General features: G+C 31.5%; 3 protein-coding genes and 2 pseudogenes. All 5 read right to left on the reverse strand.

Features of this window, described 5'->3' with window-relative positions; all coding sequences use genetic code 11:
• Window positions 1-673: 673 nt before the first annotated feature.
• Window positions 674-2,110 (reverse strand): single-stranded DNA-binding protein, encoded by a 1,437-nt coding sequence (locus HMPREF1630_RS06375; RefSeq protein ID WP_231549522.1) that lies wholly within the window; start codon window positions 2,108-2,110, stop codon window positions 674-676.
• Window positions 2,111-7,690, reverse strand: a pseudogene (locus tag HMPREF1630_RS09785) (helicase-related protein); the annotation flags it as partial.
• A 4,445-nt stretch (window positions 7,691-12,135) separates the two neighbouring features.
• Window positions 12,136-12,594: a TnpV protein gene (locus tag HMPREF1630_RS09765; RefSeq protein WP_197049876.1), complete on the reverse strand. Its 459-nt coding sequence runs from the start codon at window positions 12,592-12,594 to the stop codon at window positions 12,136-12,138.
• 946 nt (window positions 12,595-13,540) lie between these two features.
• A pseudogene (locus HMPREF1630_RS09770) lies at window positions 13,541-14,425 on the reverse strand (phage NrS-1 polymerase family protein); the annotation flags it as partial.
• Window positions 14,425-15,192, reverse strand: a complete 768-nt coding sequence (locus HMPREF1630_RS06385; RefSeq protein WP_037328201.1) for a hypothetical protein — start codon at window positions 15,190-15,192, stop codon at window positions 14,425-14,427. The pseudogene HMPREF1630_RS09770 and the gene HMPREF1630_RS06385, both read right to left, overlap by 1 nt.
• Between the last annotated feature and the right edge of the window lie 45 nt (window positions 15,193-15,237).

Raw genomic sequence — 15,237 nt, forward strand, 5'->3', positions numbered from 1 at the left:
CTATTTCTTTTACACTTATGCCATCTATTCCTGATGCTCCTTTGTTGGAGATGACTTTTAGTTTGGCTTGGTGCATGTTTTCTGGGTTTAGGATTTGACTTATTATTTTATCTTCCATGTGTGCACTTGCTCCTTTCCGCTTACATAACTTTTTTCTTAGGTGTGAGATTTTGAGTTCATTTACGTTTCTTCTACTTTCTCTGTCAGATTTGTTATGCTACATACATTTTGCTTGTGCTTTTAAATTGTTCAGTCCTTCGGTGTTTCCACCTACTATGACTTCTGCTGACTTCTCACTATTCGTTGTTACTACTGTCTTCGCTAGTGAGACCTCACGGGATAAGCTCTAATACTTTCATCGTTTACTTGCAGAATTTACGCTTTGGGTTTACGGTTACCTTTTGGGTCTTTGCTATCTTACTGCTAGCTTGCCCACCTGTTACGCCTTGTATTCTGTTCCTGTTCGTCAAGCCACGATTTCGCTATTGCTTCTTCTCTCCTAGATGTCGCCATCTAAAACTTGCAAGTCGCTATCAGATTCGTCGACAACTACGCTCTTTAGGGATTTTCACCCCAGCATTAAAACATGCCCGTCATACCCAAAAAATCGGAGAGCAGCTTTCACTACCCTCCGAAATATCACATTGATTAAGTTTTACATACTACATAATATCTATATTTCCATGCCCTTATCTTTCTTTACATTTTCTCTCTCCTGATTGCTTGCTTTAGCCTTATATTTTTTGAGTTTTCCCATAGCAGACTGTTTATTTTCCGCTATTTCTTTCCTCTTTGCCTTATTTTGCTCTTTAGCTTTGAGAAGTTTTACTGAATATACTTTTAGACTTGTGTATTCCTTATTATCCTTTCCTATGCTTTTCTTTTCTTTCCCAAATACATGAACAAAATCTCCTTTTTTCAAGTTTTCCACACTACTTACCCTGTCATTATAAGCCAGACAGTTGATATATTTTACATTCCCTTCTTTATCATTTTCAGCAATCGAAAAACTTGCAACGGTGAAATCTTTACCATCTTTTGATGTTAAATTTTTAATGTCTACATCTGAAGCAATATTGCCATTGATATTTATAGTATCTGCTTTTTCCTTATTTTCACTTGACTTATCATTTCTCATAGTATTTTTGTCCTCCTTCTCATTTTCTTTGCCAGATAAAGTGTTATTCCTATCTTCTATTGCACTTTCTAAATTAGGTGCTTCAATCTCATTTTCGTCTATATAATCATAAAATTTTTCATCAACTAAACCCATAATCTTATCATTCATATAGTTATCATAGGCAGTATCAAGGGTATCTTCGTTTTGTATTCCCGTTTCCAATGATATAAGCCCTTTTACAAAATCCCTATGATTATATTCCTCTAAAAAAGATAATGTTTCTTTCATCTTATCCAAGTTATTATTTCGCATACTGGCTATTGTATTTATGTCATTTGAATATCGTCCATTGTCCCACTCAAACTTGCCTGATTTATCATTAAAATCAATTCCGCTTACTATTACAAATTGATTCTCTGAAAATAACACTGCTTTCTTATCTTCTACATCCAAAACAACTGTATTATCTGAAAGTGATGTTTTTATAATATCGCCTTTTTCTAATCTCATATTCTTTTCCTCCAATTCTTTTTCCAATTTTGTTTCTTCTAATGATTTAGCAACGATTTTACTAATATTTTCTTTTATCTCTTCTAAATATCCCTGCCTCTTTAATTTCTCATAAATATTATTAAGGGTATCGAAATCATCGATACCCTTAGCAATGGATAGTATTAACTTTATATCCATATCTTCATAGTTTGGATATTTCTTTTGATTAAATTCGTGAATCTTATTTTTCATTTCAACAAATTCATCTTCTATATACATAGGATTAATATTATCTTTTGTTTCTAATATTTTTTTGATTGTTCTTACAGACAAGGTTTTAGATTTTGGAAGCTCTATGCTTTCCGGTGTACGAATTACCATTTTAAATAAACCTTCATTTATTTTTTCAAAATATCGTACAGAGTAGTTGTACTCTTTATTTTCAAAAAGTTGTTCCATTTCTTTTGCTGTCGCTTTAATATTTTTATGATATTCCAACTATCTAACCTCCTCCTTACATTCTATTTTCCTATCTGTATTCTCATCTTGTAATTCTCCTTTTCCTACTTTCTCTTTGAAATAATCAAGCCTATCCATTACAGATGATTTTTCTTTTTTATCAAAATCTCCTATACTTTGTACTTTGCTATCTCTAAAGTCTGCATCATACCTGTCTGCTACTCCGTCTAAATCCATATCCATTGATAGTGGATCATAAAAATTGCCCTCATCATCAATTTCAAGATTAAGAACTTCTTTTAGCTTTTCTTCATCAATAGATACAAGTTCATTAAAATCCCAAAATGCAATATCATTTTTTAGTTGTATCAATTCTTTTTGACTGGCTGCATCATCCTTATCATAAATATATGGATAGCTCTCTATCAAAGTATTATCAACATAGGTATTTAGCTTATAGTTTATTAAATCTAAATTCGTCTGAATTTCATGTTTTTCATCAGGTGTTGTCGTATATGCTATTCCAACATTTGAAAGATCCGGAAATAAAGTATCAAAATCTTCTACTCTATTTTCTTCATCATACTCATGATTGATAAAGTTTATAATTTCTTCTTTGACTTCCTTTAAGAGAACTTCATCTGTATTTTCTTTTCCATCGCTTTTTCCCATATCAAGAAGATTATTGACCTCAGCAAGCCTCAAGTTCTTTTCTTTTAATAAATCAGCTTGCGGAAATTTTTTCTCCACTTCAAGTTTTGCAATTTCAAATTGCTTTTTTGTATCTTCAAGTTTACCTAAGGTCTGTTCCAATCTCTCAGGAAGTTTATCAAGTACATTATCCATTCTTGTGATATTTCCTATCTCATCTGTACCAAACTCACCATAATGACTTTCCTGTCCCTGTAGCTTAAATTTATATTGGCTTGCAAAACTATCATAAAAAGCATAGAGATTAAAATTTCTATATTGACCTATCAAAGTGTCCTTATTTTTATCTCCTAGCTCACTTCTTTTAATAGACTTTATCCTGTTTATCAAAAATTCTCCAGCTAATTTTTTATCTGTATATTTTCTTCCATCTAAAGTTAATGAAGTAAATTTAGATAGTTTTTCTTTGCCCGTTTCCATATCCTTTCCATTTAGCTCTTCCATTCCTACAAAAGCTCCTTGAACCATATTTATGGTTTGTTCCTGATTTTCTGTATCTTTATATGGTTCTACATGCTCTATATCTTTTTTAAGGTTTTCTATTTTTATCTCCAGTCGTTCTATCTCTTTTGGATAAAATTTAACTACCTTATCCTCTAGCTTATACAAGTTTGATTTAAAGTTGGACTCAAGCATTTTTAGTTTTGATACCTCTACATCCAGATCCATTTTCTCACGAATAAGAGGATTTCCTGTGGCAAGTGCCTTTATCTCCGCATAGTTTAATGTTGCCTCGTCTACATCTTCTGCAACTCTTACAGGTGTCTTACTTGTCATGATTTGAGAGATGTATTTCTGTTTATTCTCTAAGGTTTGGAAAAGATAGGCATCAAAGGTATTTTCTGTAACATAACGAAAGATATGAACATCTGTATTTTCATTACCTTGACGAACTATACGACCTGCTCTTTGGGCTAAATCCGCAGGTCTCCAAGGCACATCTAAATCGTGGATAGCAATTAGCTTATCTTGGGCATTCGTACCTGCTCCCATCTTCTGTGTTGAGCCAAGTAATACCCTTATCTCTCCACTTCTTACCTTATCGAATATAGCATCTTTTTCTTTGTTATTTTTTGCATTATGGATAAATTCAATCTCATTTTCAGGTACTCCCATTTTAATCAGTTTTTCCTTCATATCATCATAGATATTAAACTCATTACTTGGCGTTGACATATCGCAAAAGATTAACTGAGCTGATTTTTTATCCCTGTACTTATCCCATATACTAAATACATTGCTTACACAAGCATTTACTTTTGAATTTTCATCATCAGGAAGTAGCGGATTGATAAGCCTTTGGTCAAGTGCCATTTTCTTACCGTCGTTCGTTATTTTTAACATATTATCAACAGATGGATCCACTTCTTTATTTCTAACCTTATCCGCTCTTTCAGAAAAACTTTCAAGGATCTCTTTTTGTTCTTCAGTAGGCTTTGTTTTAATGGTTTCATACTGTGCATTCGGTACGGGCAAGTTTAATACATCGGATGTTTTAATATCCATAAACTGTTTAACTGTATTCATTAACTCCGGAAGGTTATAAAATTTTGCAAATCTTGTTTTACTTCGATAACCATTACCTTCAGGATTTAATTCAATAGCTGTAACCGTTTCTCCAAAGGTGCTTGCCCAAGAATCAAAGTGCTGCAGGTGCATATTCTTTAACTCGTCATATTGTAGATAACGCTGCATAGTATATAACTCCGCCATAGAATTACTTACAGGGGTCCCTGTGGCAAATACAATCCCCTTATTATTTGTAATCTCATCCATATATCGGCATTTCATCAACATATCACTTGACTTTTGTGAATCCGTTGTAGTAATTCCTGCCACATTTCGCATTTTTGTAAATAAATACAAATTTTTAAAACTATGTGCTTCATCCACAAAGAGCTTATCTATGCCAAGTTCCTCAAAAGTTACCACATCATCTTTCTTATAATCATCATTGAGCTTTTTAAGTTTTGCTTCCAAACCTTTTTTTGTTTTCTCTAATTGCTTTACTGTAAATTTCTGATCTCTGTCCCTTTTGTATTCGTCTATAAAATCCAAGATTTCATCAATTTGGCTTTGCAGTTCATACTCTTGCCTTTCTTTACTAATTGGAATTTTCTCAAATTGACTATGTCCGATAATAACCGCATCATACTCTCCTGTGGCAATCCTAGAGCAAAATCTCTTTCTCTTACTTGGTGTAAAGTCCTTCTCCGTTGCACAAAGAATATTGGCTCCCGGATAGAGTTCATTAAACTCACGTCCGAATTGCTCTATGATGTGGTTTGGAACGACAAACATTGATTTGGTACTCATACCAAGCCTTTTGGATTCCATGGCAATTCCTATCATCTCAAAGGTTTTGCCTGCTCCGACCTCATGTGCAAGCAAAGTGTTTCCTCCAAAAAGTCCTCTTGCTATGGCATCTTTTTGATGCATTCTAAGCTCTATTTCCGGATTCATACCCTCAAATGTAAGATTACTTCCATCGTATTCTCTTAATTTAATAGAATTAAACATCCTATTATATTTTTCTACAAGGTCGCTTCTTCTGTCTATATCATCAAATATCCAGTTTTTAAATTCTTCTTTTATAATCTCCTGCTTACTTCTTGCAAGCATGGTTTCTTTGTCGTTTAATACAGAACGCTTTTTCCCATCAGCATCAACAAAAGTATCAAATACTTTTGTATCCCTTAAATTTAAACTATCCTCAATTAACTTATAAGCATTTACTCTCGAAGTACCATAAGTAAGATTTGAAAGATCATTATTTCTATCGACGCTCTTTCCTTCAACTCTATATTCACCTGTAAAATTAGAATACTTAATATCAATATTCCACCTGTTATAGTTTGAGGTTTCTAAAAGATGAAACATAAAATCTTTATAATACTTTTCATCTACCCAAGTTGCCCCCATTCTTACAGTAATATCGCTGGCTTCCAATTCTTTTGGCATTACTTCGAGTAATTTTTGCTTTTGAAAACCTAAATAAGATAGCTCTGTTTTCAATATCTCATTTTCTTTTCGGATTTCTTCCTGTGGCTTATTTTCTGTTTCATTCTCGTTTTCTAGGTTAGTGTCTTTAGCTAAATACTCTTCATTTTTACTAATTTCATAATCTATATTCTTTATATAGGAGTCTATTATATGAATTTTATCTCTAATATTACCGGATAAATATTCATCTGCTGTAACATAAGGTCTTGAAAAATCTCCATTATTTATTACCGACCTAAAGGGAGTAGTATCGCTTGGGTCAAAATTATCAAGATTTAAAAATATTTCTCCCCTTAATTCCTCTATTAAGGTTTCTCTTGTTTTATCTGTAAGATTTTGCATATAATCAAAATCTACCCTACCTTTTTGAGATATAGATAATATCAAGGCATCATTTGCTTTATCCGTATGTTCCACTGCTACTGCTTTTCTAATTGTCCTTTTTGTAAATATATCTGATTTACCTATAAAATTCCCTTTTTTATCTAATCTTTCCAAACTTGACATAAGAGAGTAATTGGCATCTTCTTTGAAAAGTAGGCTGTTCTTCTTTGCATTTATAAGACTATACTTTTTAGAAAAATCATCATAAATTGCATTTAATTCAACTTGTGCTGCCTTTATTTCTTCATCTGTATAATCTTCCTTCTGAAGTTTGATTACTTGTCTAAGTGATTTTTCTAAATCTATATATGCTTTTACTTTTTCTGTATCCGCCTTATTTAAAGATACTTTTTGCATGATTGAGTTTTCTCTGAAATAAATCTTATCTTCAATAAGTGCATAAGAAAAATTTTTAACACTATCATCTGCCGGTATGGTTTCTGTTTCTAATTCTTCATTTAATTCTGCTTTTTCATAAGTACCTGAGATATTTTTAATTACTGAAGATAATTTTTCTTCTAGGCTTATATTTCCATCCTCTATGCAAGCCAAAGCTGTTCCAAACCTACTTGATATTTCTTTCATACTACCTAAGACTTGACTTGGGTTATCTGCAAAATATTTGTTGTAAGTTAAGCCTTTTTCATCCGTTGCAAGTTTTATCCAATCCTCATCTATTTTTAATAGTTTATCTCTTTTTTTAAGGAAAATTATATCTGAGGTAACTTCTGTTCCTGCTTCCCCTTTAAATACATTATTAGGTAACCTGATAGCTCCTAAAAACTCTGCTCGCTCTGAGATATATCTTCTAATATCTTCACTTTTCTTATCCATTGTTCCACTTGATGTAATAAATGCTATTACACCTCCTGAACGCACCTTATCCAAAGTTTTCGCAAAAAAATAATCGTGAATAAGAAAGTTATTTTTCTCATACTCACGATCGGCTACTTTATATTCTCCAAAAGGTACATTTCCTATTGCCACATCAAATAGGTTATTTGAAAATGTTGTTTCTTCAAAGCCTTTTATCTGTATGTTAGCATTAGGATATAGCTTACTTGCTATCCTACCACTAATACTGTCAAGTTCCACTCCATAAAATCTACTACCTTGCATACTCTCCGGTAGATTCCCAAGAAATCTACCTGTTCCCATACTAGGTTCTAAGATATTACCACTTTCATATCCCATATTGGATAGAGCCTTATAGATACTGTCAATTACTATATTTGGTGTATAAAAGGCTGTAAGTGTACTTCCTCTTGCTGCTTCATACTCTGATGATGATAGATTTTCTTTTAAAAATTCTCTTGCTTCTTTCCATTGCCCCTCTTTCGTTTCGTCAAATACATCAGAAAGTCCGCCCCAACCTACATATTTGCTTAAAATATCTTGTTCTTCTTTTGTAGCATAGCTTGATCTTGCTTCAATTTCTTTTAAAAGTTTTATTGCTGATATATTGTTTCTAAGTCGTTCAGATGGTGGCAAGATTTCATCCTCTTTTGTTATTTTATAATTTACAGGAGGAATACCACCCATATATTCATCATTCAAAATAGGTATATCTTCTTTTGTTGGTGTTTCTCTTTCTTTTGCCTCTAATCCACGATTTGCCCTCCAGTTGTCATAGGATTCCAATTTTTTATCAATTGTTTCTTTTTGATGTTTGGTAAGTTTTAAGTTATTTCCATCCCCATCTATTTTCCCAAGTCCATTTAAATAATCAAAAGAAAGTTTAAACTCTCTATAGTTATTCGGATTTTTTTCACTATATACTGTAAGCTCTCTATTTTGATTATCGACATCTACGATAAATTGGTTGGCAATCACAGTGCCTTGATCATTTACCACATCCAAACTATGGTGTAAAAGTTCTGCCCTATCTTTTTCTTGTAAAGTAGAGCTTTCTTCAAATTTTGAAATTTCATCATTTACATCCTTCAATTTTTTAAATTCCTCTAGAGATTCTTTTTTCGCATAAAGTTCAGTAACCGGTCTACTTTGAGTATATAAAATTTCTGTCATCAGTTTTTCTGTATTTGAAACAAGTTGTAGCCTGCTCATTCCAACGGGATTAAAATTATTTCCTGTAATTTCATACTCTTTATTTTGAAAGGTAACTGAAAGTCCTTTTTTGTTATAATCTTCAATATCCAACAGAATTAAATCTTCATTGTCTAAACTTTGCTCTTGTAGTTTTTCTCCTCTAGATACAATCTCTAAATCAAGTTCACTTTCATTTCTGAATGCAAGAATTTCACTGCCTGTAATAAATCCATTCATATAGCCTTCATTATCATCTAGTTTTATAGTCTTATAGGTATTATAATCTTGAATTTCTGCAATTACATATTCTTTGCCTTGATATTTTACCTGCATTCCTTCCTTGTATATAGGCTCTTTGGGTAAGTCTTGCTCTTTTTGTCGTTCTATTTCTAAATTTATAAAACCTGTCAAAAGTACATCTCTATGGTTATCATCCAGCAAATATGGTAAATTTCTTAGCATAGTATGATAGCTATCATACTTAATCGCCTTGTTGGTATTTACTACAAAGCCATTATATTTAAGGTTTTGCCTTAACTCCATATTTTTAAAATCAAGAATTAACTCTGCTTCATAGCCTTTCTTGAAATCTATGCTATCTGTTATATGTTCAATATCTTTTAAAGTCCCATCTTCAATCTTTTTAATTTTCAAAGTATATTCTTCTGATTGTGGATTAAAATAATACCCTTTACTTTCTGCTATATCCTTTTCAATTAGGTTTGATAAAATTTCTTTTTTATCTCTAATTTCATACACCTTATTTTTTTCATTTTCAGGAAGATTTACACTAAAGTTCAATTCATTGTCTTTGTTTATATATGCTACATTTTGCATTGCACCATCAATCTTTAGGTTTTTATTTGAAACATATATATCTTCATAGTAATTTGGAAATTGCTCACCAAAACTTGATATATCAAAATCATAGCCCTCTTTTTCTTCCGTTACTATATCTCTATCAATTTCATATAAGCCTTGATTATTTAAATAAAACAAATCGTTTAAATCTGTAAGGTTTGTTTCTTTCATATTCGCAGCTATTTCATCAAAGAGTTTATCTAATTTTTGACTTTCTTCAAAAGTTGTTCCCCTGTATAGAGGATAAACTCTTCCTTCAACATTATCTTTACTTGGATATACCTTAGTCCCTGTTTGTTCAAGAGAAATATCTACTACTTTTTCTTTATCCACTACTGTATAGTAATATCCTACTTTTACAGCTATTTTATTATCATCATATATATCTTTTGTTTCTAATACACTTTCTTTTTCTTTAGATAATTCACTTAAATATTCATTGTACCTATGTTCAAGTTCAATTCGCAGTTTTTTGACATCATCTAAACTTTTCATATCGTCAGGAAGATTGCCTTGTCTTTCGGCAACTTCTCTCATAACTCTTGCGTATTCTCTTTGAAAAACTCCTGAAAAGTCAGCAAGTGTATTATTCCCTAAAATTTCCCTTGCTTTAAGTACAGTTCTTTGTAAATCTTCATCATTTTTCAAAGTTTCATACAATGTATCTGAAATATCTTTAATAGAATTTATTTTTGGATACTTTAAATTAGCTATATCTTTTTCGCCTTCTATTGCTACATCTATCTTTCCTAAGAAATTATCTACTGTACTTGAATAAGTTAAGCTATCTGTATTTGTATATACTACTCTATATTCTCCATCATTGTTTTTAAAAAAAGTGAGACGAACTAAATCAGATGAGTTCTTATCATCTTCAAAAGGATTATATTCATTTAACTTAGATCCATCTGTATATGAAAAATCTTCAAAGTATGGAAATAACTTTTGGTAATCTTCTTTATTTGAAAATACCTGCATAGACTCTTTTTCTAAGATGTTTTTTATTGTAGTATCTACATTTTGCTTATTTTCTATGATGTTTTCTTTATCTACCTGCTCATATAGGTACTGAAAATCTCTCCCGTTTACTTCATTTCCATCGCCTATATCTACTCTTAAATGCTCTGTTACCTCTCCATTTTCAATATGGTCGAAATAGAATTTTGAATATCCTTCCCATTCATCCGATATCTCACCATATTTATCTACCTCAACAGTTTCATTGTGAAGTTTTATTTGTTTGTCTAATTCTTTAATTTCATCAATAAGCTCTTTATTTACTATCCTTCCTTTGTATGAAGTTTGTATAAGGTTTGAGTCCTCATTAAATTCTACTATCCAATAATCCTTTGAATTTAACGGTTTTTCTTCAATATTTTCTTTGAATTTAATCTCTTGCTTTTCTACATCACCATAAATTTTTCTGCCTGTGGAATTAAAATTATTTTGAATGCTATCATATATCTTTTCAGCTTCTTCATAAGAAATATCTTCTTGATCTTGCAAGATAAGTATTTCTTCTTCTCTTTTGTTATCAAAGGTAAGTTCTCCATTAAAGGCAACTTGTAATTCTTCTTCGGTCATTTGTTTTTTAAGTTCTGTATCCTTTAATTCTCTAAAAGTTGTTGGAAAATCTTCAAGGATTAACCTTTGTGCATTTAATTCCTTTAGTTCATTCACATTGAAATATCCCCATTCGACTTCATCTCCAAGCACAAGTCCAAAGGCTTCGCCTGTTTCTTTATCATACTCCGTCATATACCAGGTCCAATTTGACTTAAAAGGAATAATATATGCTGCATGTACTTCCTTGTCTGCTAAATCTACTTCTTCTTGATCATAAAGCTGTGGTACTCTTTCAAGCATTTCATTTGTTACAAGCTGATGCGGATCATCTTTTGGGTAAATTTTTGAATTACTATCTTCTTTTTTTATTGAATGAAGATTTTCCTGTTCTTCTTGCAATAAAGTCTGCTCTTCTTTGGTAAGATATTTATCATTTTTAACTAAATCTTCTATTCTTCTTGCTACCTGATTCCAATTAAAGAAAACATCTTTACAATCATTTTTTGTCAGCTTTATACCTTTGGCATCGTGGTTCTCGCCACTTCCTCTTGCACCTGATAGAGCGTGTGAGCTACCACCTGTTCCATACTCATTTTTAAGAAAATCTGCTTGTTCTTTTAAGGTGTAATTTTTTCCAAAAAATTCGTATATTCTTTTTTTACCTTCGGATACTCCACTACCTCTCATAAGATTTGTGTCAATTTCATCTTCTGTAATAAAGGATTTAATTGTAGGTAAGTCAGTAAGATTTGTAGTAAATTCTTTTCGTGGTAGTTCTAAATCATTCAATCTGTTTAATAGTTCATTAATATTATGATTATGAAATCTTAGTATATCTGAATTGCCTTGATACTCTTTTGAAAATGTTAAATACTCTGTTCTTAAATTCGCCCTAAAGTCTTTGTCTTGTAGCATTTTTGCAAGATATTCCGTTTTTTCAGGATAGCCTAACCTTTGTTTTTCATTCAGGATTGATAAATAAGTGTCTTTTACCTCATCATTAAAATCTCCTTTTAGATACCATAGTTTCTCTGCAAGCTCAGCTCTTTCATTACTCATGGCTTCAATCAGTTCTACATTCGTTGCATAGTTGCCTTCGTCTAAAAGCTCTCCCATTCTATTTGCTGCATCTTCCCAAGATAAAAGTTGCGTGTAGTTTTCTCTTGATGATATATCATTTGATAAATGAATCCCATCTTCTGAGTACCAAGCACAAACTTTGTCATTTCCTAAGTAAAAGCCATTACCACCTTGAAATGTATTTTTTAGAAAATCTGCTAATTCTCCCTTTGTTTTTCCTTTGCTAAATTCCGCTATGACATCTAATCTTAAATTATGCTCATTACCACCATAAATTAAAACAGTGTCTATCTGATTTTGGGTAAGTGGTATCTGAAAACCTATTTGTCCTGCATTTTGAGTAAAAGAAAAAGAAGTCTGTTCGACTTCTTTTTCAGCATTTTCTTTATTTATATTTTCATTTGAGTTTTCTATACCCAAACTATCTGTTCCATTGCCATTCTGTCTAACTCCATATCGAGGTTCTTCATTAGTCCTGCGTATTTCAGAAAGTCGTTGTTTTGAAGTTCCTCTGTCAAGCCCCAAGACTCTTTCATCTTCAGTTTCTCTCTCATTGTGAAGTCTATCGCTTGATCCTCTATCTTGTCCAGATGTTCTTGTAATGTCCCTTCCAGTAGCATCTGTTCGTAGTAGTCCTCCTTGTTCTCCTTGAGGAATTTCAGTCTTGCTTTGCTGAACTTTCTCAAATTCCTCTCGTCTACCTGCTTCGGTATCTTTATTTTCGGAATTAAGACTTGTTCTCCTCCTGTCATCTTCTCTATCATATATCCCCCTCCCATTTCCTCGAAGTGGTTCTCCTTGATTACCGGATAATATATCTCGTTCTCTACTATATACTCCTTGCCTGATAGTATCACTTTTTCTTCCATTTTCTATGCCTCCAATTCCTATTTTATTTTCATCTATTCCATTTTCTGTAAAATTATTATAACGCTCCTTATCCTCTTTTGTCTGCTCCTTTTTATGAAATTTCTCCATTTGTTCTTGTCTTTGCATCAAGGAGATTTCATTTCCAATATTTATAAGAAGACCTCTACTAATACCTGAGGTATAGATAAGTAATTTATCTAAGTCATTCATTTTAAGATTATTGGATAAAATTTTAAAACTATTGTTATCTGATGTATATTCTATTCCCATTCTTGCACATATTGAAACTTTTACGGATTCTTTTAAAAATGCCAAAATATCAAGTTTACTATGTTCTTTTAAAAAATCATCTGACAATTCATCTGTTATTTTATATAGATATTGCTTTGCATAGAGATTTGCCAATGTGTCTAACTTTTCATCCAATGAAAATAGTAGACCGGCATCTTTTTGTTTAAAATGATTTATTAGCTTATCCAGCACTTCAATATGTTTTTTATTGTCATATTCCCATAGTTTTACTTCTGAGATATTGTGATTTCTGCTCACTGTTTGACTTACATCAAACACATATTTTATTTTACCTGTTGTACTATCTAATAAAGGGATTCCTTTTTCATTTCTCTTTACAACTCTGCCTATGCTTTTCCAATAATCGTACTCTGCACAAGCGGTAGCTTCTTTGTTTACATTACAAATGCTAAGCTGATGTGTATATGGATATTTGTAGTTTTTTCCTGATACTTTCAAATATTCTTCATATTTTAAGGTATTGGTTTTAAATTCTCCTTTTAGATGATCTAATATATATTTTAGTTCATCTTGTGTATATCTTTTCATATCACTTTTGTCCTCCTTATTTGATTTTTGATGATTTGTTGTAGTTTTATTTCTATGTTCATTCCTCCTTTTATATCTATTTTCTCTGTCCCAATCATAAAATGTACCCATTCCGTTAAATGCTTTTTGAGCTATATATCCAAGATAGTTCGTGCCTGACCGTCTTTTATACCACTTCTCTCTGTTTAATCCACTTCTTTTCATCAGTGATATCGCTTCATTTATATTTCCTGTGTAATATAGTAACCTTTGTAGCATAAAAAAATCAGCCTCTGATTGGCTGTTAAAATAGGACCTATAGTTTCCATTATATATTTGTCTTAAATCTTCTCCGCTGTATGAAAAATATCCTTTATTAAATAGCTTTTCTAATATATCTCTATCTGCATTATACAAAGTTATGCTTGTCATTTTTCTGTTTTCTTTGCTTACAACTTTTGGTTTCGGCATATATTTTTCATATAAAGGTTTTAGCTCACTTTCAATCTCTATTACCTTACTTCTGTCTTTATCTTTTATCACATTGCCGGTTACGGTAAAAAATCTCCCTTCATCATAGATTTCAAGATTTTTATGTCTTTTTCGCTCTCCCGGTACATTTCCTTTTCCAATGAAATGTAGTCCTGTTCCTGATGGTGATATTTTTGCATAAGTTGATATATTTCTTAGAAAATCGGCTGTCATAGAATTTGCATTAGTATCCTTAAAATACGCATTCATATCCTCTGTTACTTTATCTATATCTATTCCTAAATATCCATCTCCTAAGAAAAATCCCAGTCCATCGCCAATATGTTGACTAAGTGCCTTCTTGCAATCTTCATAAGAATGCCAAGTGGATGTATCGTTGGATTTTGCAGGTTTTTCATTTGGCATAATGGGAAGTTTTGTGTTTTTTTCTTCTCTTTGAATGATTTTATATAAGCACCATCTATTCTCTCTCTTTAAGTCATTAGGTATATTACTATAGGCATACTTCTCACCATTCATTATATTTCCATTCCTTTATCTTTTTTAATGGTCTTTTCCTCCTTTGTTTTTTCACTGTCATTAATTTTTTGCTGATTCTCTTTGAGCATCTTTAGTACAGATGGTTTCTTTTCAACTTTTTGTGATTTAGATTTCTCCAACACTTTTTCTTTTTTAATAACTTCTTCTTTTTTAGTTCCTACTTCTACCTCTTTTTTATCTGTTTTATCCCTGTTCTTTTCGACAAAAAATTCTTTTTCATCCTTTTTTATTTCTTCAGATAAACTATCCAATTTTTCAAGGCAGACATTTAGCTTCTTTTGCTGGTCTTTGATAAAATCCTGCATTGAACTTACAAGATTTTTTACAATACTAATTTTTGCTTGTACTAACTTTTCCTGTGCTTTGGTTAAATTATATGAAAACTGATATTTCATATTGATATATAGACTTTTCATACTGTCTACTGCCTTGTTTTGCAAGGTTACCAGTGTATTGCCTATATTTTTTATATCTCTTAAAATAAGAGAACTAAATGTGATTCCCTCTAATTCATTTAATCTTTTTATCTCTGATTTTAATCCTAGTATCTCCTCTTTTAGTGATTTTAGCTCTTCTATATTGACATCAAAATCATTATTTTTGAGTTCTTTTTTTAGTTCTTCAGCAACCTTTAACTGTATATTGGTATTATCTTCAAGATTATCTATCCCTTTATCGTATTCATCTTTAATTTCTTTTAAAACTTCATTTGCCTTAACTTCTTGTTTTTCAACTTTATTATCCATAAATCCTCCTTACTATCTAATCTAAGTTATGTTTTCCCTAAATAT

It is taken from the genome of Anaerococcus lactolyticus S7-1-13 (assembly GCF_000758765.1).
In the GTDB taxonomy this organism is placed as follows: Bacteria; Bacillota; Clostridia; order Tissierellales; family Peptoniphilaceae; genus Anaerococcus; species Anaerococcus lactolyticus.